This window comes from Bradyrhizobium sp. WSM471, assembly GCF_000244915.1.
Classification (GTDB): Bacteria; Pseudomonadota; Alphaproteobacteria; order Rhizobiales; family Xanthobacteraceae; genus Bradyrhizobium.
Genome location: NZ_CM001442.1, coordinates 5,798,042 through 5,823,754 on the forward strand (window position 1 = coordinate 5,798,042; position 25,713 = coordinate 5,823,754).

25 protein-coding genes are annotated in these 25,713 nt (G+C 63.7%); 17 read left to right on the top strand and 8 right to left on the bottom strand.

Annotated elements, in window-relative coordinates:
• Positions 1 to 46: 46 nt before the first annotated feature.
• Positions 47 to 622 (bottom strand): hypothetical protein, encoded by a 576-nt coding sequence (locus BRA471DRAFT_RS26355; RefSeq protein WP_007612804.1) that lies wholly within the window; start codon positions 620 to 622, stop codon positions 47 to 49.
• Between the two features lie 46 nt (positions 623 to 668).
• A complete protein-coding gene (locus tag BRA471DRAFT_RS26360) occupies positions 669 to 1,196 on the bottom strand; it encodes a GcrA family cell cycle regulator (RefSeq protein ID WP_007612808.1) in 528 nt (175 codons plus the stop codon).
• A gap of 165 nt (positions 1,197 to 1,361) precedes the next feature.
• Here BRA471DRAFT_RS26360 and BRA471DRAFT_RS26365 point away from each other — a divergent pair, with 165 nt between their 5' ends.
• Both BRA471DRAFT_RS26365 and BRA471DRAFT_RS26370 read left to right on the top strand, forming a co-directional pair.
• A complete protein-coding gene (locus tag BRA471DRAFT_RS26365) occupies positions 1,362 to 1,970 on the top strand; it encodes a S24 family peptidase (RefSeq protein WP_007612810.1) in 609 nt (202 codons plus the stop codon).
• A 96-nt stretch (positions 1,971 to 2,066) separates the two neighbouring features.
• Positions 2,067 to 2,342: a hypothetical protein gene (locus tag BRA471DRAFT_RS26370; RefSeq protein ID WP_007612813.1), complete on the top strand. Its 276-nt coding sequence runs from the start codon at positions 2,067 to 2,069 to the stop codon at positions 2,340 to 2,342.
• 30 nt (positions 2,343 to 2,372) lie between these two features.
• Here BRA471DRAFT_RS26370 and BRA471DRAFT_RS26375 read toward each other — a convergent pair whose 3' ends face one another.
• A complete protein-coding gene (locus BRA471DRAFT_RS26375; protein WP_007612816.1) occupies positions 2,373 to 3,347 on the bottom strand; it encodes a quinone oxidoreductase in 975 nt (324 codons plus the stop codon).
• A gap of 222 nt (positions 3,348 to 3,569) precedes the next feature.
• Between BRA471DRAFT_RS26375 and BRA471DRAFT_RS26380 the strand changes: the two genes are divergently transcribed.
• The 3 genes from BRA471DRAFT_RS26380 (at position 3,570) to BRA471DRAFT_RS26390 (ending at position 6,246) form a co-directional block, all read left to right on the top strand.
• Positions 3,570 to 3,770 carry a hypothetical protein gene (locus BRA471DRAFT_RS26380; protein ID WP_007612817.1) on the top strand — a complete coding sequence of 67 codons (201 nt, stop codon included), beginning with the start codon at positions 3,570 to 3,572 and terminating at the stop codon, positions 3,768 to 3,770.
• 146 nt (positions 3,771 to 3,916) lie between these two features.
• Entirely contained in the window at positions 3,917 to 4,864 is a 948-nt protein-coding gene (locus BRA471DRAFT_RS26385) for a MoxR family ATPase (RefSeq protein ID WP_007612819.1), read from the top strand.
• Positions 4,865 to 4,869: 5 nt separating this feature from the next.
• Positions 4,870 to 6,246, top strand: a complete 1,377-nt coding sequence (locus tag BRA471DRAFT_RS26390; protein WP_007612821.1) for a VWA domain-containing protein — start codon at positions 4,870 to 4,872, stop codon at positions 6,244 to 6,246.
• A 19-nt stretch (positions 6,247 to 6,265) separates the two neighbouring features.
• On the opposite strand, the gene BRA471DRAFT_RS26395 is transcribed toward BRA471DRAFT_RS26390, so the two are convergent.
• Positions 6,266 to 6,448, bottom strand: a complete 183-nt coding sequence (locus tag BRA471DRAFT_RS26395) for a hypothetical protein (RefSeq protein WP_007612823.1) — start codon at positions 6,446 to 6,448, stop codon at positions 6,266 to 6,268.
• A gap of 351 nt (positions 6,449 to 6,799) precedes the next feature.
• Between BRA471DRAFT_RS26395 and BRA471DRAFT_RS26400 the strand changes: the two genes are divergently transcribed.
• Both BRA471DRAFT_RS26400 and BRA471DRAFT_RS26405 read left to right on the top strand, forming a co-directional pair.
• Entirely contained in the window at positions 6,800 to 7,021 is a 222-nt protein-coding gene (locus tag BRA471DRAFT_RS26400) for a hypothetical protein (protein ID WP_007612825.1), read from the top strand.
• Between the two features lie 209 nt (positions 7,022 to 7,230).
• Positions 7,231 to 8,550, top strand: coding sequence for a dicarboxylate/amino acid:cation symporter (locus tag BRA471DRAFT_RS26405; protein ID WP_007612826.1), 1,320 nt, complete (start codon positions 7,231 to 7,233; stop codon positions 8,548 to 8,550).
• Positions 8,551 to 8,560: 10 nt separating this feature from the next.
• Here the strand turns inward: BRA471DRAFT_RS26405 and BRA471DRAFT_RS26410 are convergent, their stop codons facing one another.
• Positions 8,561 to 9,934: a hypothetical protein gene (locus BRA471DRAFT_RS26410; protein ID WP_007612827.1), complete on the bottom strand. Its 1,374-nt coding sequence runs from the start codon at positions 9,932 to 9,934 to the stop codon at positions 8,561 to 8,563.
• A gap of 94 nt (positions 9,935 to 10,028) precedes the next feature.
• Positions 10,029 to 11,303, bottom strand: coding sequence for an allantoate amidohydrolase (locus BRA471DRAFT_RS26415; RefSeq protein ID WP_007612828.1), 1,275 nt, complete (start codon positions 11,301 to 11,303; stop codon positions 10,029 to 10,031).
• Between the two features lie 404 nt (positions 11,304 to 11,707).
• On the opposite strand from BRA471DRAFT_RS26415, the gene BRA471DRAFT_RS26420 reads away from it, so the two are divergent.
• Genes BRA471DRAFT_RS26420 through BRA471DRAFT_RS26445 form a run of 6 tightly spaced genes read left to right on the top strand, consistent with a single transcriptional unit; the run spans position 11,708 to position 17,580 of the window.
• Positions 11,708 to 12,820, top strand: coding sequence for a BMP family ABC transporter substrate-binding protein (locus BRA471DRAFT_RS26420; protein ID WP_007612830.1), 1,113 nt, complete (start codon positions 11,708 to 11,710; stop codon positions 12,818 to 12,820).
• Positions 12,817 to 13,929 carry an ABC transporter permease gene (locus tag BRA471DRAFT_RS26425; protein ID WP_007612831.1) on the top strand — a complete coding sequence of 371 codons (1,113 nt, stop codon included), beginning with the start codon at positions 12,817 to 12,819 and terminating at the stop codon, positions 13,927 to 13,929. The genes BRA471DRAFT_RS26420 and BRA471DRAFT_RS26425 overlap by 4 nt, the downstream gene beginning before the upstream one ends.
• 1 nt (position 13,930) lies before the next feature.
• Positions 13,931 to 14,857, top strand: a complete 927-nt coding sequence (locus BRA471DRAFT_RS26430; protein ID WP_007612833.1) for an ABC transporter permease — start codon at positions 13,931 to 13,933, stop codon at positions 14,855 to 14,857.
• Between the two features lie 11 nt (positions 14,858 to 14,868).
• Complete coding sequence (locus tag BRA471DRAFT_RS26435) at positions 14,869 to 15,552, top strand: cysteine hydrolase family protein (RefSeq protein ID WP_007612841.1); 684 nt, start codon at positions 14,869 to 14,871, stop codon at positions 15,550 to 15,552.
• The gene (locus BRA471DRAFT_RS26440) at positions 15,549 to 17,081 is read left to right on the top strand and encodes an ABC transporter ATP-binding protein (RefSeq protein WP_007612842.1); all 1,533 of its coding nucleotides are present in this window, start codon (positions 15,549 to 15,551) and stop codon (positions 17,079 to 17,081) included. The genes BRA471DRAFT_RS26435 and BRA471DRAFT_RS26440 overlap by 4 nt, the downstream gene beginning before the upstream one ends.
• Positions 17,082 to 17,094: 13 nt before the next feature.
• Complete coding sequence (locus BRA471DRAFT_RS26445) at positions 17,095 to 17,580, top strand: nucleoside deaminase (RefSeq protein WP_007612843.1); 486 nt, start codon at positions 17,095 to 17,097, stop codon at positions 17,578 to 17,580.
• A gap of 134 nt (positions 17,581 to 17,714) precedes the next feature.
• Here the strand turns inward: BRA471DRAFT_RS26445 and BRA471DRAFT_RS26450 are convergent, their stop codons facing one another.
• Complete coding sequence (locus tag BRA471DRAFT_RS26450) at positions 17,715 to 18,824, bottom strand: hypothetical protein (RefSeq protein ID WP_007612847.1); 1,110 nt, start codon at positions 18,822 to 18,824, stop codon at positions 17,715 to 17,717.
• A gap of 571 nt (positions 18,825 to 19,395) precedes the next feature.
• Between BRA471DRAFT_RS26450 and BRA471DRAFT_RS26455 the strand changes: the two genes are divergently transcribed.
• The 4 genes from BRA471DRAFT_RS26455 (at position 19,396) to BRA471DRAFT_RS26470 (ending at position 24,101) form a co-directional block, all read left to right on the top strand.
• Positions 19,396 to 20,967, top strand: coding sequence for an ABC transporter ATP-binding protein (locus BRA471DRAFT_RS26455; protein WP_035974288.1), 1,572 nt, complete (start codon positions 19,396 to 19,398; stop codon positions 20,965 to 20,967).
• The gene (locus BRA471DRAFT_RS26460) at positions 20,951 to 22,042 is read left to right on the top strand and encodes an ABC transporter permease (protein WP_007612859.1); all 1,092 of its coding nucleotides are present in this window, start codon (positions 20,951 to 20,953) and stop codon (positions 22,040 to 22,042) included. Before BRA471DRAFT_RS26455 ends, BRA471DRAFT_RS26460 begins: the two co-directional genes overlap by 17 nt.
• Positions 22,029 to 22,946 carry an ABC transporter permease gene (locus tag BRA471DRAFT_RS26465; protein ID WP_007612860.1) on the top strand — a complete coding sequence of 306 codons (918 nt, stop codon included), beginning with the start codon at positions 22,029 to 22,031 and terminating at the stop codon, positions 22,944 to 22,946. Before BRA471DRAFT_RS26460 ends, BRA471DRAFT_RS26465 begins: the two co-directional genes overlap by 14 nt.
• A gap of 78 nt (positions 22,947 to 23,024) precedes the next feature.
• Positions 23,025 to 24,101 (top strand): BMP family ABC transporter substrate-binding protein, encoded by a 1,077-nt coding sequence (locus tag BRA471DRAFT_RS26470; RefSeq protein ID WP_007612862.1) that lies wholly within the window; start codon positions 23,025 to 23,027, stop codon positions 24,099 to 24,101.
• Between the two features lie 112 nt (positions 24,102 to 24,213).
• On the opposite strand, the gene BRA471DRAFT_RS26475 is transcribed toward BRA471DRAFT_RS26470, so the two are convergent.
• Positions 24,214 to 25,563 carry an 8-oxoguanine deaminase gene (locus BRA471DRAFT_RS26475; RefSeq protein WP_007612864.1) on the bottom strand — a complete coding sequence of 450 codons (1,350 nt, stop codon included), beginning with the start codon at positions 25,561 to 25,563 and terminating at the stop codon, positions 24,214 to 24,216.
• Positions 25,564 to 25,713: the final 150 nt, after the last annotated feature.

A 25,713-nucleotide genomic window follows, 5' to 3' on the forward strand; every position in this document is an offset into this window, starting at 1 on the left:
GCAGCAGACTGGCGCGCCCGCGACCGCGGTCGCGGGCGCGCCGTTGTCATCGGCGTTGCCCTGCACGCCGTGTCCCCTTTTCCGTCGCAAAGCCATAGATCAGCGCCAGCCGATCCAGGCATTCCCGAAAACGTCGGGCAAAATAGTCGGTCCAGCGCTGCGTACGGACGGCGCGACGCTGGCCGATCTCGTCCATGGTCAGGCCCAGCACCAACACGTCGTGCACTAGCGCGGCGCCGTCGGTGCCGAGTTCGCGCTCGACCCGGTTCAGCCGCAGCACCGCCTCGCGTTGGCTCTCGGTGACCGGCTCGCGCGTGCGCGCGCCATCGACATATTCGCGAGTCGGGTCGATTGCCTGAAGGCCTCGCTCGGCCTTCTCCCAATCGTCCTGGAAGGCGCGCCCCCCGCGATACTGCGCCTCGTCGATCTGATGGTGCGCATGCAGCCGGCCGAGCGGATCGCTGCGGATGGATCGCACGGCCATGATCTTCTCGCCGGGGTCGAGCGCCAGCGGATTGTCCACCTCGACTTCCGCCACCTCCGCATTGAACGGTATCTCACGTGAGCGTCGGTCGTAGACATTCGCCAATTTGTAGGATCTGTTGCGTCGGACACGTGCCACTCGGGTACTCCTTGCGAAATTGACGATTGGACGGGCGGTCGTCGGATCAGGCGGCGGAGACCAGCCTCAGCACGACCGGGCCGGCGACGCGCGCGGAGCCAGCTCCGGCGCGGCGCGTCAGGCGCGCATGCGGCGTGCAATAGCTCGAGCCCGGCTCACTTGGATGGCCGCAGAAGGTAATCTCCTCCCCGTCCTTGTCGCCGCCATAGGGATAGCGACAGTCCTCGCCAGCGAGTTCGACCAGCGGGACCAGGCGCGGCTGGACGCCGACGCAGCGCAATTTGATCTGCGCGGCAGGCTTCATCGCGGATTTCGGAGGCAGGTTCAGTAACGCGGGACGGTGCGGGAGGATAAGACAGGCTCCAGACGGCAGCACCGGCACGATCGACGGGCTCGTCGTCCGCACCTGCACGATCAGCCCGAGCCGCTTGGCGCGGCCGACCACCGCATTGCGCGTGTAAGCCGTTCCAAACCTTGCATTAATCTGTCTTCCGATCTCCGTATAAGACATTCCCTTGAGAAGATAGTCGCGAAGCGCGTCGGAGTGCTCCGACGGCCAATGGCCCGGTTCCATGCTGCTGTCCTGTGATGCGCCTCCTCCGATCGCACGATCGCGAGGCGGGCCTAAATTCCGGTATTCCGAAGTCGAAGTCAAGCAATAATTCTGATATTCATAATTGCATCAATTCCGAATTTCGGATTACAAGAGGCGGAACGATGGACAGTCGAGGGAATCACCATGTTGGACGCTGCGATGATCGAACGGGGCCTGGAAAAGACGGGCAAGAGCAAGGGCGGCCTGGCGGCTGCCATGGGCGTACGCCCCGGCGCAGTTTCGGAGATCCTAGGCGGCGAACGCCTGGTGAAGGCTTCGGAAATCATTCCGATCATGGAATATCTCGAGCTCAATCTCGCGCCGATCATGGGCCGGGTCGGGGCCGGTGCCGTGATCGAGCCGGATTATGAGCAGGTTCCCCCCGAAGGCCTTGGCGACATCGCGCTGCCCTTTCCGATCATGGAGGAGACCATCGCATTCGAGATCGTGGGCGATTCGATGCTGCCCAAATACGAGAGCGGCGACGTAATCGTAGTCTACAAGGACCAGCGCCATCCGCTGTCGAGCTTCTACGGCGAGGAGGCCGTGGTCCGGCTCAAGACCGGCGAGCGCTATCTGAAGACCATCGAGCGGGGCAAATCCCCCTCCGTCGTCAATCTCAGCAGCTTCAATGCCAAGCAGATCGTCGGCGTGAAACTGGAGTGGGTCGGCGAGATCTGCCTGTCGATGCCCAAGGGGCAGCTGGAGCGGCTGCGCGCCAAGTCGGCGCGCCCTCGCAAGAGGAGCAAGTAGGCTGCAATTTCCGTTTTTACGAAATTCACCTTGACTTGATTCCGTTTTTCGGAAATACTCTGCCGTGCCCGACCGTGGGCACGGCAGGATCGTTTCATGCAGTATTTCGTCGTGATGATCGACTATGGGCGCCGCGGCCGCGAGGCGGTCGTCGACCCTGAAATCACCAGGCGCGAGGTCATTTCCCGCGTCGCCTCAGGTGAATATCGGAATATCTCGTTCATCCAGGAAATCGTGGAGAATTCGGTCGAAGACGTGACCGAGGCGATCCTCGCCGAGGCGGCCCTCCCGGAGATCCGCCCCAAAGAAGTCGACCTACAGGCTCTCCGCCTCGATCACGCCCGCGATCTGCGTAAGCACGAGCGGACGTGACGCAGGCCCAAGCGGCAGCCCGGTCGGAGATCACACCGTGAGGACGGTCGATCCCGTGGTCTTGCGCGCGGCGAGATCGGCATGCGCCTTGGCGGCGTCCTTCAGTGGATAGGTCTGGTGCACCTCGATCTTGACCGCGCCGGACTTGACGACGTCGAACAGCTCGCCTGCCATCGCGACCAGGCTCTCACGCTTGGCGGCGTAGGTGAACAGCGTCGGCCGGGTGACGTAGAGCGAGCCCTTCTGCGCTAGCAGACCAAGGTTGAGCGGCTCGACGGCGCCGGAGGACGCACCGAACAGCGCGGCGACGCCCAGCGGCGCGAGGCAGTCGAGCGACTTCAGAAACGTGTCCTTGCCGACGGAGTCATAAACCACCGGCACCTTCTTGCCGCCTGTGATCTCGTCCACGCGCTTCACGAAATCCTCGCGGCTATAGATGATGACATGGTCGCAGCCATGCGCCTTTGCGAGCTTGGCCTTCTCGTCGTTGCTGACCGTGCCGATCACGGTCGCGCCGAGATGCTTGGCCCACTGGCAGAGAATCAGGCCGACGCCACCGGCGGCCGCATGCAGCAGGATGGTGTCGCCGGCCTTCACGCGATAGGTCTGCCGGATCAGATATTGCGTGGTGAGCCCCTTCAGCATCATCGCCGCCGCGGTCTTGTCGTCGACACCGTCCGGCAGCTTCAGCAGTCGGTCGGCCGGGATCAGCCGCGCCTCGGAATAGGCCCCGAGGGGCGAGGCGCCGTAGGCCACGCGATCGCCCGGCTTCAAATCGGTGACACCGGCCCCGACCTCCTCGACGACACCAGCAGCCTCGCTACCAAGCCCGCTCGGCAGCTGCACCGGGTAAAGGCCCGAACGGTTGTAGATGTCGACGAAGTTGAGACCGACGGCGGTGTGGCGGATGCGCGCCTCGCCCGGTCCGGGCTTGCCGACACTGACCTCCTCCCAGACCAGCACGTCCGGACCACCAGTCTTGTGAAAGCGAATGGCATGCGTCATGGGCGTTGCTCCCTTATCGTTGAGGTAAAGCCGAATACCGGCTCGGGCTTTCGAAATAGGTATTTGGTCCGCCCGTCACAGTACAGAGACGTAACAAGAATGTCACAGCGAACGACAAACCTCCGCCGTTCCGTCTCTGTTCGAAAGAGTTGATGTCGGCCTTGCGCCGGCCGGCAGTAGCCTTCGCGCGGGTTTGGAGGTCGTCTGCGAAGGAGAGCCGAGATGCCAGCTTATGTACAGCATCATCAGGATATCGAAATCGCGCCAGTGATTTGCCCTGCTTGCATGGGGTTCCTTCCGATGTATGTGCGCGAGGTCGAACCGCATTGGAGTCTTGCCAAGATCGACTTCGTCTATGAATGCGCCGATTGCGGCGCCGAGGTCAGACAGACGATCCGCAAGCCGGAGTTGCTGCGGCACTGATCGGCGGCCGGTAGCCGTCCGACTATTTGCGTTGAGCGGAAAAAACGCCCATTCGCGCGGGTCTGGGCTCTCCCAAACGAGGCTTGTTCTTTGCCGTGAACGCAGGCAGAACAAGCCTCAATCAAGACCTTTGGGAGCGCCTTTTCGTGGCTGAACAGAAGCCCTCGACAGCGATCGAGGCAGTGGAGAGCGGCCTCGCCGCGCAAGGCTACATCGCGAGCCGGCAGATCGCGACCGCCGTCTATTTGTCGCAACAGATCGAGAAGCCGATCCTGGTCGAAGGACCCGCGGGCGTCGGCAAGACCGAGCTTGCCAAGGCGATCGCGGCCTGGCGCGGCCTGAAGATGATCCGCCTGCAATGCTACGAAGGCCTCGACGAGGCCAAGGCGCTCTATGAATGGAAATACGCCAAGCAGCTTCTCTACACGCAGATCCTCAAGGACAAGCTTGGCGAAGTCCTCGGCGGCGCGCAGACTTTGCACGCTGCACTTAATCAGCTCCACGATTTCGGTGACGTGTTCTTCTCCAAGGAGTTCGTCGAGCCGCGCCCGCTGCTGCAAGCGCTGGAGCAGCCGGGCGGCTGCGTGCTCCTGATCGACGAGATCGACAAGTCGGATGCGGAGTTCGAATCGCTGCTGCTGGAAATTCTCTCCGACTTCCAGGTCACGATCCCCGAACTCGGCACCGTCTCCGCGATCACGCCGCCAACGGTGATCCTCACCTCCAACAGCGAGCGCGATCTCGGCGACGCCCTGAAGCGGCGCTGCCTGCATCTGCACATCGGCTTCCCCGAGCAACGGCTCGAGGAGCGCATCGTCGAGAGCCGCGTCCCCGGTATTTCGCAGACGCTGCGGCGGCAGATGGTCGGCTTCATCCACGAAATCCGCTCGCTGGACCTGAAGAAGCTGCCTTCGGTCAGCGAGACCATCGACTGGGCCCGCGTGCTGGTGCTCTTGCAGGCCTCGGAGCTCGACACCGAGATCGTCAAGGACACGCTCAACGTGCTCCTGAAATACGAGGCCGACATCGAGGCGGCTCAGCCTCAGATTACGACCTTCATTGCCAAGGCAGCACGATCCAACGTCTTCGGTTGACGCCGATGCGCGAGAATATCCATCGTTTCTTCCGTGCGGCACGGGGCGCCGGCGTCCATGTCTCGCCTGCCGAAAGCATCGATGCGATGCGCGCGGTCGCACAGGTCGGCGTTTCCGACCGGACCATCCTGCGCGATGCGCTCCTTCTGACGCTCGCCAAGTCGCAGGACGAAAAGCTCGCGCTCGGTGACTGTTTCGATCTGTTCTTCAGCCAGCCGGAGCCGCGGCAGGAACAGCCTGAAGCCGACGGCAACGATGTTTCGGAGAACGCGGATCAATCTCCGTCGTCTGACGAGGCCAGCGATGCGAACGGCGGTTCGCCTCCCGCAGAATTGGGTCCCCTCGCGCAGATGCTGCTGTCTCAGGATCGCAACGCGATCACCGCCGCGATCGCCAGCGCCTCAGGGGCGGCCTCCCTGTCCGACATCCGCTACTCCACCCAACGCGGCATCTTCTCCAGCCGCATCCTCGACGCCATGGGGCTCCAGCGGCTACGCGACGATCTCGACGAGCTGACCGCGACCAATCCGGCACTGGCCGAGCGGCTGCGCGCCGCGCTCGATGGCTTGCGCGAAGCCGTTCGCGACACCGTCGCGCAGGGGCTTGCGCTCTATGCCCGCGAGGAGGCCGAGAACCTCCGCAATGAGATTTTGCGCAACGCGCCGCTTGCCCGCATCGAGCGGCGCCATGTCGCGGAGATGCGCGCTCTCATCCGCCAGATCGCACGGCGCCTGCGCGAGCGCTATTCGAAACCGCGCAAGCGCCAACGGCGCGGTCATCTCGACGTCCGCCGCACGCTGCGCCGCAATGCCGCCTGGGGCGGCATCCCCTTTCTCACGGCCTGGAAGCGCAAGCATCGCGACCGGCCGAAGATCGTAGCACTCTGCGACGTCTCGGGGTCGGTCGCACAGGTCTCGGATTTCTTCCTGCTCCTGATCCACTCGCTGCACGAGGTCGTCGACGACGTCCATTCCTTCGCCTTCTCCTCGCATCTGATCGAAGTCAGCGACATCCTCGAGAAGAAATCGCCGGAAGAAGCGATGGCCGAGATCATGTCCAAGGTCGGCTTCGGCTCCTCCGACTACGGCTCGTCGCTGGCCGATTTCGAGAAGGAGTTCATGAGCGCGCTGACGCCACAGACCACGGTGATCGTGCTAGGCGATGCCCGCAGCAACAATCTCGATCCGCGCGCCGACATCCTGCGCCGCATCTCCGAGCGCTCGAAGCGACTGGTGTGGCTCAATCCCGAGGGACGTCTCGCCTGGGGCTTTGGCGATTCCGAGATGCCGCGCTATGCGACCTTCTGCAGCGTGGTGCGCCAGTGCGCCACCGCGCAGCAGCTCGAGCGCGCCGTGTCCGATATTGTGGCGACTTATCAGTAGGCCTTACCCACAGCCGACGTCAGTTTCGCACCAGCTCCGTCTGAGCCACGTTGCACTCCCGGAAATGATAGGCGATCTCGTCGAGCGCGCGCTGCTCCCATTCCTGAGCTTGCGCAAGCCAGAAAACCCGGCGCTCGAAATCAAGCGCGGCGCGCTCCCGGCACAAGGATTCCTGACTGCGAATTTCGACCAGCCTGTTCATGCACTCCACTCCTGCCGTGTGAAGCCATTCCCCGCGAATCAGCGTAACAGAATCCCGAACCCTTCGTCTCATGATTTCTGTGCATATTGCGACGCAGAATGGGACAGCAGCGCTTCCCGTGCAGTGCGGTAGTTCGCGGACCAACATCAAGCCCACATCATCAATATGTGATCGAGGCTCCGGATGGTCCTCGTGATCGGGCGGTCTTAACTCTTGCGGCGCAATGGCGTGCAGCAATTTGTGAAGAGAAGTTCTAAACGCCTCACCGGATTCCCGACTCATTGTCGTCGCACGGTCTTCATGCAGCGCCTCTAACAGAGGCGCACGAACGGCACTGTGGCTTGAGGCAACATGAGCAACGACAGCGACTTCGATCTTGCGCCGGACCAATGGGAGGTTCTGAAGGCGCTTCGCAACCCGGTGTCGTACGGTCGCCTTTCGAAGCCTTATCTCATCGAGGGCCTCGTCAAGCTTGGTCTTGTCGTCGTCCGCGACGGCGTGCCGGTCATGACGCCGAATGGACGCAAGGTGCTGGTACGCGGATCGTGTCGGCTGCTGGATCTCGCGGCGTGACGCGGCCACGCGCGTGCGGAACGTGACAGCAGGACCGCAAATCTCCTGTCCACGTGACCGTCGGCATCTGGAACGGTTTCCCCGTGCCGACGCCGATGCCCGGTCGCACCGCAAAAGGGCCGAATAGACCTCCTCCTCAGCGAACCGCGACAATCTGGCACGCTAGTTGCTCCTTTAGACGATCGAGACGTCAAAACGGGGGAGTCACCATGTCGACCATTGCCGCGGCCCCGGCCGCCGAGCCGAAACCGCTCTATACATCGCTGTTCGTCCAGGTCCTGGCCGCGCTGATCCTTGGTATTATCCTCGGCGTGGCCGTGCCGGATTTTGCCATCTCCCTCAAGATTCTGAGCGACGCCTTCCTGAAGCTGATTTCGATGATCGTGGCGCCGATCGTGTTCTGCGTCGTCGTGCACGGCATTGCCGGCGCGGGCGACCTCAAGAAGGTCGGACGGGTCGGCGTCAAGGCGCTGGTCTATTTCGAGGTGATGACCACAGTCGCACTCGTGGTAGGTCTCATCCTGGCCTACACTTTCGGCCCCGGCCATGGCATGAACATCGATCCCTCGACGCTGGACGCCAAAGCGCTCAATAGCTATGCCGATAACGCCCACAAGCTTCAGGGCGGCGGCATCGGCTCCTTCCTCCTCAACGTGATCCCGAGCACCTCGTTCGACGCGTTGTCGCGCAACGACGTGCTCCAGGTACTGTTTTTCGCCGTGCTGTTCGGCGTAGGCCTCGCACTGGTCGGCGGCGAGAAGGGCAAGCTCGTCACGTCGATGATCGATGCCGCCTCGACCGTGCTGTTCCGCGTCATGGGGCTTATCGTCCGCGTTGCTCCACTTGGCGTGCTCGGCGCAGTCGCCTACACCGTCGGCAAATACGGCGTCGGCTCGCTCAAGCAGCTCGTCTCACTGGTGGCGCTGTTCTACGTCTCGGTCGGCATCTTCGTGCTGGGCGTGCTCGGCGGCGTCATGGCGCTTGCCGGCATCAACATTCTCAAATTCCTCGCCTACCTGCGCGAGGAGTTGACGATCGTGCTCGCGACCGCCTCGTCCGACGCCGTGCTGCCGCAGATCATGAAGAAGCTGGAGCGGATGGGCGTGAAGGATTCCGTCGTCGGCCTCGTCATTCCGACCGGCTATTCCTTCAATCTCGACGCGTTCTCGATCTACCTGACGCTTGCGGTCGTCTTCATCGCGCAGGCGACCAACACGCCGCTTTCCTTCGGCGACCTCCTGCTCGTGCTCGGCGTCTCCCTGATCACGTCGAAAGGCGCGCATGGTGTGCCTGGCTCTGCGATCGTGATTCTGGCGGCGACGCTGAACGCGGTGCCGAGCATCCCCGCGATCGGCCTCGTGCTGGTTTTGTCGGTCGACTGGTTCATCGGCATGGCACGCGCGGTCGGCAACCTCACCGGCAATTGCGTTGCGACCGTGGTGGTGGCCGCCTGGGAAGGCGACCTCGACCGCGCCAAGGCGGCCAAGGTCCTCGACGGTGGTGAGCTTGTGGACGTGACGGCGGGGTAACGACCGCCGTTCAGTCATTCCACTGGAGGAGCGGCGTTCCATACGCCCTCCTCCAGACGGACAGGAAACGCGGAAACCAGGAGTGGGCCACGGCGCCCTTGTAGGCCCACGTACGATATTTCAGGCCCTGCTCCGAGATCAGTTCCTGATAGCCGCCGTGGACTTCGGTCGCGGTGCGGATGTCCTTCAATATTCCTTGCGCGCAGGCGCGGTAGGTATCGCTCCCCGAGAATTCGTCATAGTCCAGCATGCGATCCGCGAACTCGACGTTGAACGTCGGCCAGGAGGAACGTCCCTGGTAGGCGGGAGCCGCGATCTTGTGGATCATCTTATTGCGCGGATTATCCGCCGACACCAGGAAGTGGAACGTGGTGGGGATGCGAAAGCGCGGCTCCGCAATGATCAGATCCGCCGTGGCCGCGAACAGTGCGCGCTCGCTTGCCTCGTTCAGATCCCAGAAGCCGCGATGCACGCTGACGAAATCTAACGCGACCGAGAATACCGGCGAGCCCGCGGGGCCGTCCAGGGAATGCCTGATATAGCCGCCCTTGCCGAACAGGCGGAGCAGGTCCCTCTTGTACTGCGCCAGATCGCGTCCGAGCCGCCGCTTCAGCTCGTTCTCGTCGACGATTCCGAGCCGCACGCCCCACACGAACGTCGTGTAGACGCAGGCATTGGTGACGAAACGCCTGCGCTCGGCGCGCGTGTCGGTTGCCGCGGAGCGCGGAGCACTGGCATCGCACAGCAAATACGTGGAGCCATCATCATTGAAAGGTTCGAGCTCGCTTGCGAGCTGGAGGATCGCGCGCTTCAGATCACCACCATATTCGGCCAGGAGCAGGCGGCCGGCATGCGCGCATTGCGACATCGCCAAATAGGATGACGCTCTTTGCTCGGCAGAGATCATCTGCTGGAGGCCGGCCAGAATGCCGAGCAGCGTATCCGAGGGGCGCGAGAAATAGTTCACGCCGAGGTACCGGGCGCGACCCGCCGGGACGATGGTCGTCGTGACGACGTCGGCGCGAACCGCTTCCAGCAACAGGCGGACGCTCTTTTCGAGCAGACGAGCCCGCCGCACCGCATCCTGCGGGCCCATGATGGTTTCGGGGTCGAGGACGTCGGGATAGAACCAGGCGAAGTCGCGGGGGTAATAGGCGGAAGCGTGCGGCGCCCCCGTGACGAGGAATGCCTCGGTCATCGAAAAGGCGATGTCTATCGAGTGCCGGTAGAGGTCCTCGATGGCCGTGAACGGATGATGTGACTGCCTCAGGAATCGATCACCGAGAAAATTCACCGCCTGAAGCGCGTTGGCGACAAAGGTCGCAGCCGCGCCTTGATAAAATCGGTTCTCACGATGTGACGGCAAGGAAATATCGCTGTTCATGTTCGCCTGGTCTGCGGTGATCCCGGCACTGGCCGGTCACCATTCCAAGCATGGCTGATTCGCGTCTCGCTCCGATGACGTGAACTCCCGACACTCAGTCCGCGCCGGTGCGGTCCTCCCGCGGCCGAAAATTCTCGATCACCCGCAGCAACACCCGCGCACCGGCATGGGCATCGGCTAGCTCGACATGCTCGTCGGGGTGATGGCTGATGCCGCCGCGGCAGCGAACGAAGATCATGCCGACGTCGGCAATGTCGATCATGGCCATGCCGTCATGCCCGGCCCCGCTCGGCAGCTCGAACACGGAGAAACCTTCCGCTTTGATCGCCTGGGCGATCTGCTCCTGGAGCCAGGGCGCGCAGGGCACGGTGCGGTTCTCGTGGGTGACGTCGAGCTGAAGCGACAGTTGACGGCGCCTTGCGATGGCTTCGATCTGCCTCACGACATCGGCGACCGCGCGCTTCCGGTGCATGTCGGTCGGCGCCCGCATATCGATGGTGAACGACACCTCGCCCGGAATGACGTTGGTTGCGCCGGGCCTCGCCTGGATGTAGCCGACGGTGCCGACCAGCCCACCCTCGTCGGTCCGGCAAAACTGCTCGATCGCGCCGATGCATTCGGCCGCGGCCGCCAACGCATCGCGCCGGAGTGCCATCGGCACCGTGCCCGCGTGGCCCGCCATGCCGGTCAGCCGCGCGGCAAGCCGTGTCGCGCCCGCGATCGCGGTGACCACGCCGACGGGCAGGTTTTGGGCTTCCAGCACCGGCCCCTGCTCGATGTGCAGCTCGAGATAGCCAAGCAACTCGCGCCGGGCCCGCGCGGCCGCGCCGATATGATCGGGGTCGAGTCCGAACTGCACCAGCGCATCGCGCATGGCGACGCCATCGCTGTCGCGTGTGTTCAGGACGCTTTCGTCAAAAGTGCCGGCCACCGCGCGGCTGCCGAGCAGGGTCGAGGCAAAGCGCACCCCTTCCTCATCCGCAAAACCTACGATTTCGATCGCGAACGGCAGGCGCTTGCCGCGGCGGTTGAGATCGGCGACGCAGGCGATCGCCGTGATCACGCCCAACGGCCCGTCCCATTTGCCGGCATCGCGCACGGTGTCGTAGTGCGAGCCGAGCATCAGGCACGGCGCGCCCGGCAGCTCGCCTTCGTAGCGCCCGCAGACATTGCCGATCGCGTCGAGACGCGCACTCATGCCGGCATCGCGCATCCAGCTCAGGATGAGGTCCGCGGCCTTGCGCAGCTCGCCGGTCAGATAGATGCGGGTGAGCTTGTCGCCTTCTTCCGAGATCGCCGCGAGGTCGTTGATCCCTCGCACGATCTCTTCGCCGAGCGAACCATTCTGAACGGCGGTACCAGCAGCCATCTCGGCGGGCTTTCCATCTCTTGGGACCGCGGCGACGGCGGTCCTGGCGGCAATCGATTCAAGTTCGGTGCCAGCGAAATCACGCTGCCGACATCGTTCCAATCAGCGCGTGGTTAGCATGAATGCGGTCGCCGGCAGACCGCCCGGCCCTCGTCATGCACACGTCCAAGCCGGTTAAGACTGCTTAACTCCATTGCATACAATCATAAAATACTGCCTATATTTTCATCTGCCACTTTCCCGATCAAGCTCAGATCGCCGAAAATAGCGATTTACCTTCAATAGCTTAATTGGAAGTTCTGTCTCGGCAGTCTCTGGCACGAAGCTTGCGACAATCTATCCCGGGCTCCGCCAGACCGGCGCAGCGCGAGATGAGGCGGTGCATCCGCCAAGGGGAGCAAGCAATGGAATTTGGCAGGATCTCACGACGTCATTTGTTGCAGGGCGGTGCGGCCCTCACCCTCGGTGCGGCGACGGGCATTCGTCCGGCCTTCGCGGCCGAGACCACCATCGGATTCATCTACGTCGGCTCGCGCGATGACTATGGCTACAACCAGGCACATGCCCAGGGCGCGGCGGCGCTGAAAAAGATTCCCGGCCTCAAGGTCGTGGAAGAAGAGAAGGTGCCGGAGACCGACGCGGTCGAGAAGACGATCGAGTCCATGATCAATCTCGACGGCGCCACCCTGCTCTTCCCCACCTCGTTCGGTTACTACAATCCTCACATGGTCAAGATGGCCAACAAGTTCCCGAAGCTGCACTTCGAGCACTGCGGCGGCCTCTGGAGCGACAAGGACCCGAAAAACGCCGGCAGCTATTTCGGCTATATCGATGAAGCTCAGTACATCTCGGGCATCGTCGCCGGCTATAGCTCCAAGAGCGGCAAGCTCGGATTCGTCGCCGCCAAGCCGATCCCGCAGGTGCTGCGCAACATCAACGCATTCGCGCTCGGCGCGAGGCTTGCCAACCCCAAGGCTACCACGCAGGTCATCTTCACCGGTGACTGGTCGATGCCGGTCAAGGAAGCCGAGGCCACCAACAGCCTGATCGACCAAGGCGTCGACGTGCTGACCTGCCATGTCGACGGTCCGAAGACCATGGTCGAGAACGCCGCGCGACGGGGCGCCATGGTGTGCGGCTATCACGTCAACCAGTCGCCGCTCGCGCCGAAGGCGTATCTCACGGGCGCCGAGTGGAACTGGGAAGCGCTGTACCCCAAGTTCGTCAAGATGATCGCCGCCGGCGAGAGCATCCCGAACTTCTATCGCGGCGGCCTCAAGGAAGAGATCGTCAAGACCTCGCCGTATGGCGAAGCGGTCTCCGCCGAGGCGCGCAAGCACGCCGACGACGTCAAGGCCAAGTTCTTGTCCGGTGACGGCTACGCCATCTTCAAGGGAGGCCTGGTCGACAACAAGGGCAAGACGGTGATCGCGGCCGGCACCGATCGCGGCCAGAAGGATCCCGAGCTCGAGAAGATGGACTATCTCGTGGAGGGCGTGGTCGGGGCGACTTCGTGACGACGGAAGCTGCGGATCCTGTTGATGCGGTCGGGACGGTTGCCCCGGCCGCCGATCCGGGATTCCTCCAACGTCACGGCGGAGCAATCGAATATATCCTGATCCCGGGCGCGGCGCTGGCCGGCGCGCTCGGCGTCTTCGGCATCTTCGTCGCAATGTTCGGCAAGAGCCCGCTCGACCTCTATTTCTACATGTACTACGGCGCGTTCGGCACCTGGTTCTCGTGGCAGAACACGCTGACGCGCGCGGCGCCGTTGATCCTTACCGCACTCTGCACGGCGCTGCCGGCGCAGCTCGGCATGGTCATTATCGGCGGCGAAGGCGCACTCCTAATCGGCGCGCTGTCGGCAACCAGCGCGGCACTGGTGCTTCAGGGCATGCCGCCGCTCATCGTGCAGATCGCCATGGTCATCGCCGGCGTGATCGGCGGCGGCCTGTGGGTCATGCTTTCGGGCGCGCTTCGGCAATATCGCGGCGTCAACGAAACGATCTCAAGCCTGCTGCTCGTCTACATCGCGCTCGCGGTCCTCAACCATCTTGTCGAAGGCGTGATGCGCGACCCCTCGAGCCTCAACAAGCCGTCGACCCGCGAGATCGGCGCGGCCAACATGATCGGATCGATTCCCGGCACCGACGTGCATTGGGGTCTCGTGTTCGGCCTGATCGCCGCGATCGCCGCCTATATCCTGATCTATCACACCGTGTTTGGCTTCGCCGCGCGCGTTGCCGGCGGCAACATCCGGGCTGCGAAGATCGTCGGCCTCAATGTCAGCAAGCTGATCCTGACCATCTGCTTCCTCGCCGGCGGCGCCGCTGGCCTTGCCGGCATGGTCGAGGTCGCCGCCGTGCAGGGGCGCACCAATGCTAACCTCGCCGCAGGCTACGGCTTCACAGGGATTCTCGTCGCCTTCCTGGCGCGGCAAAATCCGCTCGCCATTATCCCCGTCGCGATCCTGCTCGGTGGTATCAGCGCCAGCGGCGGGCTGTTGCAGCGCCGCCTTGGATTGCCGGATGCATCCGTGCTGGTGCTGCAAGGCATCATCTTCGTCTTCGTGCTGGCCAGCGATGCGCTCTACGGCCGCATCGGGTTTCTGAAGGGAAAGTCCTGAGATGGCAGACGGCTCGATCGGACTCTGGACGGTCCCGCTCGCCGTGCTCGGCGGCGCCATTCGTGTCTCGACGCCGTTCCTGTTCGTGAGCCTGGGCGAATGTATCACCGAGCGCTCCGGCCGCATCAATCTCGGCCTCGAAGGCACGCTGGTGATGGGCGCGATGAGCGCCTACGGCATTTCCTACCTCACGGGATCGCCGTGGCTCGGCGTGCTCGCCGCTGGCATCACCGGCGCGCTTCTGGGTGCGCTGCATGCTGGCATCTGCTCCCTGCCGCGCGTCAACGACGTCGCGGTCGGCATCGCGCTGATGTTGTTCGGCACCGGCCTAGCTTTCTACCTCGGCAAACCGTTGATCGAGCCGACAGCACCTCGGCTGCCCGCGATTGATTTCGGCTGGTGGAGCGACATTCCGCAGGTGCGCGCGGCCCTACGGGTCAACGTGCTCTTCCTGATCGGCGTCGCGCTCGCGCCAATTCTCTACTGGGCCTTCCGGACCACGCGCTGGGGCCTCTTGATCCGCACCGCCGGCGAGAGTTCGGACGCCGCGCGTGCGATGGGCCACTCGGTGCTGCTAATCCGCCTGCGCGCGACCATGGTCGGCGGCTTCCTCGCCGGCATCGGTGGTTCGTTCCTGTCGCTGTTCTATCCCGGAAGCTGGAACGAGGGCCTGTCGTCGGGCCAGGGCATCACGGCCGTGGCGCTCGTGATCTTCGCGCGCTGGGACCCATTGCTGTGTCTGTGGGCCTCGCTCGCCTTTGGCGGCGCCGCGGCGCTGGGCCCGGCGCTGCAATCGGTCGGCGTCACCTCCGGCTACCATCTCTTCAACGCCGCACCCTACATCCTGACGCTGGCGATCATGATCATCACCTGCTCGCCGAAACGCACGCTGACCGGCGCCCCGGCCGAATTGTCGATCACCCGCTAGAGAGCCAGATCATGCCCGAGCGCACCATCAAGTCCGAGCCCTATGCCTGGCCCTATAACGGCGATCTCCGTCCCGAAAATACTGCGCTCATCATCATCGACATGCAGACCGATTTCTGCGGCGTCGGCGGCTATGTCGACAAGATGGGCTATGACCTCTCACTGACACGGGCGCCGATCGAGCCGATCAAGAAATTGCTGACGGCTATGCGCGCCCAAGGCTTTCACATCATCCATACCCGCGAAGGCCACCGTCCCGATCTGTCGGATTTGCCTGCCAACAAGCGCTGGCGTTCCCGGCAGATCGGCGCCGGCATCGGCGATCCCGGCCCGTGTGGCCGCATCCTGGTGCGCGGCGAGCCCGGGTGGGACATCATCCCGGAGCTCGCGCCGCTGCCCGGCGAACCCATCATCGACAAGCCCGGCAAGGGCTCGTTCTGCGCCACCGATCTGGAGTTGATCTTGCGCGTGCGCGGTATCGAGAACATCGTGCTCACTGGGATCACCACCGACGTTTGCGTTCACACCACCATGCGTGAGGCCAACGACCGCGGCTTCGAATGCGTGCTGTTACATGACTGCTGCGGCGCGACCGACAGGAGCAACCACGACCACGCGCTGAAGATGATCAAGATGCAGGGTGGCGTGTTCGGTGCGGTCTCGACCTCCGACGCCTTCATCGGAGCGATTTCGTGATCGTCGGCGAAACGCCTCCACCATCGGGCGCCTTCGGCGTCGATGCCATCGCCATGACCATGCGCTTCGGTGATTTCCTGGCGCTGGACAATGTCGCGCTGAAAGTGCGGCCGGGTTCGTTCCACGCGTTGCTCGGCGAGAACGGCGCCGGCAAGTCGACCCTCGTCAAATGCATCATGGGTTACTATCACGCCACCGAGGGCGACATCCTCGTCGGGGGCCGCGAGCAGGCGATCGGCAATCCGAAGGACGCCCACGCCCTCGGCCTCGGCATGGTCTACCAGCATTTCACCCTGGTGCCGGCGATGACAGTGGCCGAAAATCTGGTGCTGGCGCGCGATGACGTGCCGGCTGTCGTGAACTGGCCGAAAGAGATGAAGGAGCTCGAGGCCTTTCTCGCGCGCATGCCGTTCAAGGTACCGCTCAGCTCAAAAGTCTCCGACATCTCCGCGGGCGAACGGCAGAAGTGCGAGATCCTCAAGCAGCTCTACCTGAAGCGCCGCTTCCTGATTCTGGACGAGCCGACTTCGGTGCTGACCCCGGCGGAAGCCGACGAAGTGCTCGGCATGCTCCGCGACATGGTCGTCAAGGGCGAGCTGACCATCCTGATGATCACGCACAAGTTCCGCGAGGTCATGGCCTTCGCCGACGACGTCACGATCCTGCGCCGCGGCAAGCTCGCCGGCGCCGGCAAGGTTTCCGAACTGACGCCGGACGCGATGGCGCGCACCATGATCGGCGCCGAGGAGCTGACGGTGCAGCCGCCGCGCACCGGAGAAGCCGGCAAGGCGAGGCTTGAACTGGCGAAGATGCGCGCGCTCGACGACGCCGGCGCCATCGCCGTGCATGACGTCTCCCTCACGGTCCGTGCCGGCGAGATCGTCGGCATCGCCGGCGTCTCCGGCAACGGCCAGCGCCAGCTCGTCGAGGTGCTGGCGGGGCAGCGCGCAGCCGAGAGCGGCGAGATCCGCGTCGCAGGCGATCCCTATCATGCCAGCCGCGAGGAGATGCGGCGGCACAATATGTCGCTCCTGCCGGAGGAGCCGCTGAAGAACGCCTGTGTCGGCGGCATGAGCGTCGCCGACAACATCGCCTTCCGCGAGTTCGACCGCGCGCCCTTCGCAAGCCTCGGCTGGTGGCTCAACCGCGGCGCCTTCCGCGTCGATGCCAGGAAGAAGATCGCGCAGTACAAGATCAAGACCCGCACGCCCGACACGCCAATCTCGGCGCTGTCGGGCGGCAACGTCCAGCGCGCCGTGCTGGCCCGCGAGCTCGGCGGCGACGTCGAGGTGCTGATCGCAGCCAATCCCTGCTTCGGGCTCGATTTCGCGGCGGTGGCGCAAATCCATGCCGAGATCATGGCTGCGCGCAACCGCGGCGCCGCGGTGCTGCTGGTCAGCGAGGACCTCGACGAACTCCTTGAACTCTCCGATCGGCTGGTGGTGATGTTCCACGGCGAATTCGTGTATGAAGCACGGACCAGCGAAGCCGATCTCACCGTGGTCGGCCGGCATATGGCGGGGCATTGACCGGGGAAGAGCGATGAGCGGCGGATCCGGGCGCGACGAGCACTTCCTCCGCCTTTCCTTTGCGGTCGCCCGCCGTTCCCTCACACACGGCAACCATCCCTTCGGCTGCATCGTCGTCGATGCCGAGGGCAAGGTCCTGATCGAAGCCGAGAACGGCTACATGCCGGAATACGACGGCACCGCGCATGCCGAGCGCCTCGCCGCCACGCAGGCCTGCCGCACGCTCGACCGCGAGGTGTTGGCGAGGGCCACGCTCTATTCCTCCGCCGAGCCCTGCGCGATGTGCGCCGGCGCGATCTACTGGGCCGGCATCGGCCGTGTCGTTTACGGGCTCAGCGAGCACCGCCTGCGCAGCATCACCGGCGATCATCCGGAGAACCCGACACTCGACCTGCCCTGTCGCGAGGTCTTTACCAGCGGCCAGCGGCCGACAGAGGTTGCGGGGCCGCTGCTCGAAGACGAGGCCGAAGCCCTGCACGACGGCGTGTGGACGAAGTAGACGGCGCCAAGCGGGCCTTGCCCCGCACTCACCGAAGGGCCGCCTGACGGTACCCAGCCCATCCCCCAAACGAAGATGACGCCGCGGAGGTTTGACGCGGCGCCATCGTCGTTCACCTGAAGAATGTCAGGTGGCTAGAACTTCACAGTGATACCGGAGTAGAGCGAGGACTCGGTGCAGGATCCGGTGCTCACCTTCGTACCACCGACGAAGGTAGTGCAAGCAAAGGCATTGTTGTGATCGAGGCCGAACTTGTTCTGCCAGTAGCGATAGGCGACCCAGACGTCGACGAAGTGCGAGTACTTCTCACCCCAAATCGCCTTCGAGGCATCGAGGGTCAGGCGGATCGGCTCGGAATTGAACTCGACCTTGGTCGGATAGACGTTGTTGGCAATGCTGGCGGGAAGCGGCTCGGTGTCAGTGCCCTTCTTGCCGTACCACGCCGCGCGACCGCTGATCGAGAAATACTGCATGTTCTGCGGCAGGAAGCCGAGGTCCATATAGTAGTTGGTTTCGATCGCCCAGGTCGGCTTGAACGACGTGTTGCCGTCGGCAATACACGGAGCGGACCAACCGGCGCCGCACTGCGAGAAGGAGTTGTGGTTGGCGAACTCCCAATACACCAGCGGCGCTACGTTGAAGTAGCCCTTATAGGGAAGGTCGAAGGCGAACTGCAGACCGGCGACAACGTCGCGTTTGGCGGCGCCGAAATACCGGTTCTCCGTGTTGGCATCCATGCCAACCTCGAACGAGATGTTATGCAGCGGCCCCTGCGTGAAGGCCTTGGTGTTGAAGATTTCGTTCCAGCCGAAGGTTGAGCGGAAAAGGCCGTAGATCTCCGTCGCGCCGGCACAGCTCGTCGGCGTCGCTGCGAAGCCTGCAGCCGGCGACACAACCACGCCTGTGGCAGTACACGGGCCTGCCGGATCGTTGTGGTCCGACTTGAACATCGAGATGGTGAAGAAGTTGGTGCCGTAAGTCCAGGCATCGAAGTGGGTGAAGGAGTAGACCTGCTTCGTCGTCTTGGCGTTGATCACGCCGTTGGTGTTGGTGAACGCACCGGGCTGCGAGGCATTGAAGATGTAGGAGAAGGTGACGCGGTCGTCGATTACCAGGAAGAACGGAAGGTCCGCCGTCTTCTTGGCAGCCTTGACCGGCAGATCCGCCGCCTGAGCCAGGCCACCGGTAGCGAGCGTGGCAAGTGACAGCGCGCCTGCTGCAATTGCCTTGAAACGAAACGACATCCTGAATACCCCCAAGTTTGGACACGTAAAAATGAACGTCCCTTGGGTGCGACACTTGCGCCGATCTCCCGGAGTGAGAAGCCTCAACTTATTTCAAGGCATGCCGCTTGTTTGCACAGGGCACTGCGTTTCACCGGCCGATTTGAACGCCAACCTCACCGCCGCGCGGCCAGGCGAGAGCGGCCATTGCCGGATATTCCCATTTGATTTCGCTCGCCTTTTCATGTCGAGCGGACGAGGCAGACAGAATGGGCGGGAGCTACTGTCGCAGTGTTCGCAAATGCATACGCGTGATGGCGCGTCTCTGCTTAACTTCACGCCAAGCCTGCATAGCGGGTTCCGATTTGGCTTGAGCCGTCACAAATTTGCAACAGGCGTCATACGCAAGCCATGACTGCAAAGGCTGCTCGGAAGATATCTGAAGACGATCGCCGCAGGCGAGAGCTGCGACTCGCCGACACCACCTGCCTGCCGAAGCGTTGAGCAAGGGATGACGCTTTTTCACACCTTACGCAGCGGTTCAAACTAGCCCAGTATTGAGGCACTTCACCCCATGCAAGCGCATCAGCGAATGTTGGATCCCACGGCTAACAGCCTGCATTCCGGCGAGTCCCCGCTCCTCAGGACGGTCGGGCTCACCAAGCGCTATGGCGATTTCCTCGCCAACGATGCCATCGACATCGATATCTGGCCAACGGAAATCCATGCGTTGCTGGGCGAGAACGGCGCCGGCAAGTCGACGCTGGTCAAGGCGATCTACGGGCTGATCCAGCCCAGCGCCGGCCAGATTTTCTGGCGGGGCCAGCCGATCATGCTGTCCGGTCCCTCGGAGGCGCGCAGCCGCGGCATTGGCATGGTGTTCCAGCACTTCTCATTGTTCGACAATCTCACTGTCGCGGAGAACGTCGCGCTCGGCCTCGACGGGAGAGAATCCTTCAAGGACATGTCGGCGCGGCTTGAGCAGGTGTCGAAGACTTATGGATTGCCGCTCGATCCCAAACGCGAGGTCTGGCAATTGTCGGTCGGCGAGCGCCAGCGCATCGAGATCGTGCGCGCGCTGATGCAGGATCCGCAATTCCTGATCCTTGACGAACCCACCGCGGTGCTGACGCCACAGGAAGCCGACCAGCTCTTCGTCGTGCTGGAGCGGCTCAAGGCCGAAGGTCGCGCCATCCTCTACATCAGCCACAAGCTCGAGGAGGTGAAGCGCCTGTGCGACACGGCAACGATCCTGCGCGGCGGCAAGAAGGTGGAGACCTGCAATCCCAGGCTTGAAACCGCCGCTTCACTCGCGCGCATGATGGTCGGCGGCGAGATCAAGGAGGTGAAGGCGACCGCAGGCCGGCAGACGACCGTGCCGCGCCTCGTCGTCAACGACCTCTCGCTCGCCCCCGGCGAGGCGCATGGCGTGCGCCTTGAGCACATCTCGTTCGAGCTAAAAGGCGGCGAGATCCTCGGCATCGCCGGGGTCGCCGGCAACGGCCAGGACGAATTGTTCGCCGCGCTGTCCGGCGAACGCCTGTCGAAGGATCCCGGCACGATCGTAATCGAAGGCCTTGCCGCCGGCCATCTCTCGATCACGCAGCGCCGCAAGCTCGGGGCGGCCTTCGTTCCAGAGGAGCGGCTCGGCCATGGCACCGCGCCGCGCATGAAGCTTTCGGAGAATGCGCTGCTCACCGGGCACGCCGCCAGCGGCATGGTCCATCACGGCTTCATCGATACTGCGGCCACTCTGAAGACGGTCGACCGCGCAACCGAGACGTTCGACGTCCGCAAGGCCAAGCGCGATCCGGAAGCAGCATCCCTCTCCGGCGGCAATTTGCAGAAATTCATCGTGGGACGCGAGATCCTGCGCAATCCCGCGGTGCTGGTGGTGAGCCAACCGACCTGGGGCGTCGACGCCGGCGCTGCCGCCGTCATCCGCCAGGCACTGCTTGATCTCGCAACCGCAGGCGCCGCCGTACTCGTGACCAGCCAGGACCTCGACGAGCTCGCGGAAATCGCCGACCGCATCGCCGTGATGTTCCATGGCCATCTATCCGCACCGCTCGCCGCCAGCGAGGCGACGCGCGAAAAACTCGGCCTGTTGATGGGCGGCAGCACGCTGGAGCCGAGGGAGGCCGCGCATGCAGTTGGTGCTTGAGAAGCGCGCCGAACGCTCCAACACGATCGCGCTGATCTCTCCGCTGATCGCGATCGGCCTCACGATCGTGACCATGGTCATCCTGTTCGCGATCCTCGGCAAGAATCCGCTGCTCGCCCTGCACGCCTATTTCATCGCCCCTTTGACCGACGGCTATTCGCTCCAGGAAATCGCGGTGAAGGCGACACCGCTGGTGATGATCGCGATCGGACTGTCGCTCTGCTATCTCGCGAATGCCTGGAACATCGGCGCCGAAGGGCAGTTCCTGATCGGTGCAGTCGCCGGAAGCTGGATTGCGGTGAAGACGCAGGGCACCGACGCCGGCGTCTGGGTGCTGCCGGTCATGCTCGTGCTCGCCGCCGCCGCCGGCGCGCTCTACGCACTGATCCCGGCAATCTGCAAGGTGAAGTTCGGCGCCAGCGAAATCCTGACCAGCCTGATGCTGGTGTACGTCGCCGATCTCTTCCTCGACTATCTCGTGCGCGGCCCCTGGCGCGATCCGCACGGATTCAACTTCCCGACCACGGCCGAGTTCGATCCGGTCGCAACGGTGCCGTTGCTGATCGAGGGCGGCCGGCTGCATCTCGGCTCGATCATCGCCCTGCTCGTCGTCGCTGGCGCGGCGATCCTGCTCGGGCGCACCATCAAGGGATTCGAGATTCGCGTGGTCGGTGCGGCGCCTCGTGCCGCGCGGTTCGGCGGCTTCAATTCCAACCAGCTGATCATCCTGACCTTCGCCGTCTCGGGCGCGCTGGCAGGCCTCGCCGGCATCATCGAGGTCGCGGGTCCGGTCGGGCATCTGCAGCCCGGCATCTCGCCGGGTTACGGTTTTACGGCGATCATCGTCGCCTTTCTCGGCCGGTTGAACCCCCTTGGAATATTAATTGCAGGCCTTTTTCTCGCGTTGACCTTTATCGGCGGCGAGCAGGCGCAGATCGCGATGAAGATCCCGTTGGACGTCACCAAGGTTTTTCAAGGCATCCTGCTGTTCTACGTGCTCGCCTGCGATTCCCTCATTCTCTATCGCTTCAAGCTGGTCTTCCCGAACCGACAGGTGGCTCGTGGAACTCATTGAAGCCATCATTCTCGCAGTGCTCGCCGCCTCGACGCCGCTCCTGATCGCGGCGACCGGCGAGCTCGTGACCGAGCGTTCCGGCGTGCTCAATCTCGGCGTCGAGGGCATGATGATCGTCGGCGCCGCATGTGGCTTTGCGGGTGCGTGGCTGACCGGCTCGATCTTTATCGGCGCGCTGTTCGGCATCGTCGCCGGCTCGTTGATGTCGCTGGTCTTCGCGTTGATGGCGCTCGGACTTGCCGTCAACCAGGTTGCGACAGGGCTGGCGCTGACCATCCTGGGCGTCGGACTCTCCGGCCTGATCGGCGCCGGTTTCGTCGGCGAGCGCATCACGCCGGCAGCGCATCTTTACATTCCCGGCCTCACGGACATCCCACTGATCGGCCGCGTGCTGTTCGGCGAGGACGCCTTCGTCTATTTTTCGCTGGCGCTGGTCGCCGGCGTCTGGTGGTTCCTGTACCGCACGCGGCCAGGATTGATCCTGCGCGCCTGCGGCGACAACCACGTGTCTGCGCATGCACTCGGCTACCCCGTGCTGCGGATCCGGACCTTCGCCGTGATGTTCGGCGGCGCCTGCGCCGGACTTGCCGGCGCTTATCTGCCGCTCGCCTATACGCCGTTCTTCATTCCGGGCATGACCGCAGGTCGCGGCTGGATCGCACTGGCGCTGGTGGTGTTCTCGTCCTGGCGGCCGGGCCGCCTCGTGGTCGGCGCGTATCTGTTCGGCGCGGTGACGATCCTGCAGCTGCACGCGCAGGGCTGGGGCGTCGGCATTCCCTCGCAGCTCATGTCGGCGCTGCCTTACCTTGCGACGGTCATCGTCCTGGTCCTGCTCTCCCGTGCGCGCACGGGCGGATCGACCGCACCGGCTGCGCTTGGCACCGTGTTCGTGCCCGACCGCTAGCGTTTCATTTCCGCGGCGTGCGCGATGGGGCGCGCACGTTGGGGATCGTGGCTTTCCCCTGATGTTTGGAGATTGATGATGAGGAAATCACTTCTTGCGCTGGCTGCCGGGCTTTTGCTTGCCGGGAGCGTCAGTGCAGCCTCCGCCGCCGACAAGCTGAAAGTCGGATTTATCTACCTTGGCCCGGTCGGTGACCTCGGTTGGACCTATCAGCATGAGCTGGCACGCCAGGCGCTGGTGAAGGAGCTCGGCGACAAGATCGAGACCACTTTTCTCGAAAACGTGCCTGAAGGCCCCGACGCCGAGCGCTCGATCGAGCAGCTCGTCCGCGCCGGCAACAAGCTGATCTTCACCACCTCGTTCGGCTACATGGATCCGACGCTGAAGGTCGCGAAGAAATATCCGAATGTGCATTTCGAGCACGCGACCGGATACAAGCGCAACCCGAACATGTCGACCTATTCGGCCAAATGGTACCAAGGCCGCTACATCCAGGGCCTGATCGCGGCCAAGATGTCGAAGTCCGGCGTGCTCGGCTATATCGGCTCGTTCCCGATTCCCGAGGTCGTCTCCGGCATCAACGCGACGATCCTCGCTGCGCAGACCATCAACCCGAACATCAAGGTCAAGATCATCTGGGCCAATACCTGGTTCGACCCGGGCAAGGAAGCCGACGCCGCCAAGGCGCTGATCGACCAGGGCGCCGACATCATCATGCAGCACACCGATTCGCCGGCGGCAATGCAGATCGCCAGCGAACGCGGCAAGCTCGCCTTCGGCCAAGATTCCGAGATGATCAAGTTCGGGCCGAAGACCCAGCTGACCTCGATCCTCGATACCTGGGGTCCCTACTACATCGCCCGGGTCAAGGCCGAGCTCGACGGAACCTGGAAATCGGAGGACAGCTGGGGCGGCCTCGACAGCCACATGTTCGCGATGGCGCCCTACACCAACATGCCTGACGACGTGAAGAAGATCGCCGAGGATGCCCAGGCCGCGATCACTGCGGGCAAGCTGCATCCGTTCAAGTGCCCGGTCGTTGGGCAGGACGGCAAGCCTGTCGAGTGCAAGGGCGGCGCCAATCTCGACGACGGCCAAATCCTCGGCATGAATTTCTACGTCAAGGGCATCGACGACAAGCTGCCGGGCAAGTAGCACGCTTCTTGCATTGCCTAGATCACCTGCTCCTCCCGGAACAGGTTCGGAGGGGGTGGCCAGAAGCACCCGGCACTTGTGGTCGCCCCCTCTTTCAATTTTCGCCTGATTATTATCCGGCCTGCATGGCCCGCGCCGCCGAACTGTGGCGGCGGATGAGGTCTGCCACATCCAGCCCCGGGATCGTCCCGTCGATCACGGCCCATTTTCCGGCCACCATCACTCTGTCAGCCCGATGCGCCCCGCACAGCACAAGTGCGGCCAGGGGATCGCCATGGCCGGAGAAGCGTAGCTCGTCGAGCCGGAACAGCGCGAGGTCGGCCGTCTTACCGACGGCGATGTCGCCGAGTTCCGGCCGGCCGATGCAGGCCGCCGAGCCCTTGGTGGCCCAGCGCAGCGCATCCTTGTGACTGACCTTCGTCACTCCGTAGCGGGCACGTTGCAGCAGGAACGCGGCCCGCACCTCCTGCATCAGGTTCGATCCGTCGTTCGAGGCCGAGCCATCGACGCCGATGCCGATGCCGACACCGGCCTCCTCCATCTCGCAGACGGGGCAGCAGCCGGAGGCCAGGAGTTGGTTGCTGCAGGCGCAATGACTGATCGTTGTCTTCGCCCTGCCGAGCCGCTTCATCTCGTCTGCATTGAAGAAGATGCCGTGGGCGAGCCACGTCCGCGCATTGAGCCAGCCGCATTGTTCGAGATAGTCGAGCGGACGGCAGCCGTACATCTCCTGGCAGAATTTGTTCTCGTCCTCGGTCTCGGCAAGATGGGTATGCAGGCGCACGTCGAGCTTCTCGGCCAGATCGGCGGTGGCGCGCATCAGGGATGTCGTCACCGAGAACGGCGAGCAAGGCGCGAGCGCGATCTGCACCATCGCATCCGCACCGCGCTGATGGTGCCTGGCGACCACGCGCGCGCTGTCCGCGAGGATGGTGTCCTCATCCTGCACGACGCTATCGGGCGGCAGACCGCCGTCGCGCTGCGACAGGTTCATCGAGCCGCGCGTGAGCAGTACGCGCACGCCCAGCCGCCTGGCCACCGCCACCTCGATATCGACGGCGTCTTCGAGCCCTGCCGGAAATACGTAGTGATGATCCGTCGTGGTGGTGCAGCCCGACAGCAGCAGTTCGGACATCGCCACCGTGACGCCGAGCTCGAGCGCATCCGGCGTCAGCTTCGCCCACACCGGGTAGAGCGCCTGGAGCCAGGGAAACAGCTCGCGGTCCATCGCCGCCGGCAACGCCCGCGTCAGCGTCTGGTAAAAATGGTGATGGGTGTTGATGAGGCCCGGCAGCACGACGTGGTCGCTAGCATCGAACACCGCGACGTCAGCGGTTGCGGGCGCAGCGCCGGCCGGCACCAGCTCGACGATCCGGCCGCCTTTCACCACGATCCCGCGCTCGGCGCCATCGGCGAGGCTAGCCAGGGGATCCCTGATCCAGATCGGCTTTGCGTTGCTCATCAACCTGCTTCTCCTCACATCCGCTGACGACAGGCTTGCACGACAGGGGCCGGCCTGATTGCACTTTTGCTGCGACTTGTTGTTGCGACTTGGCGCTCGTCTTGCAAGACTTTCTCCTGGCTCGATTCACTCGTTGGAAGCGTTGGCGTC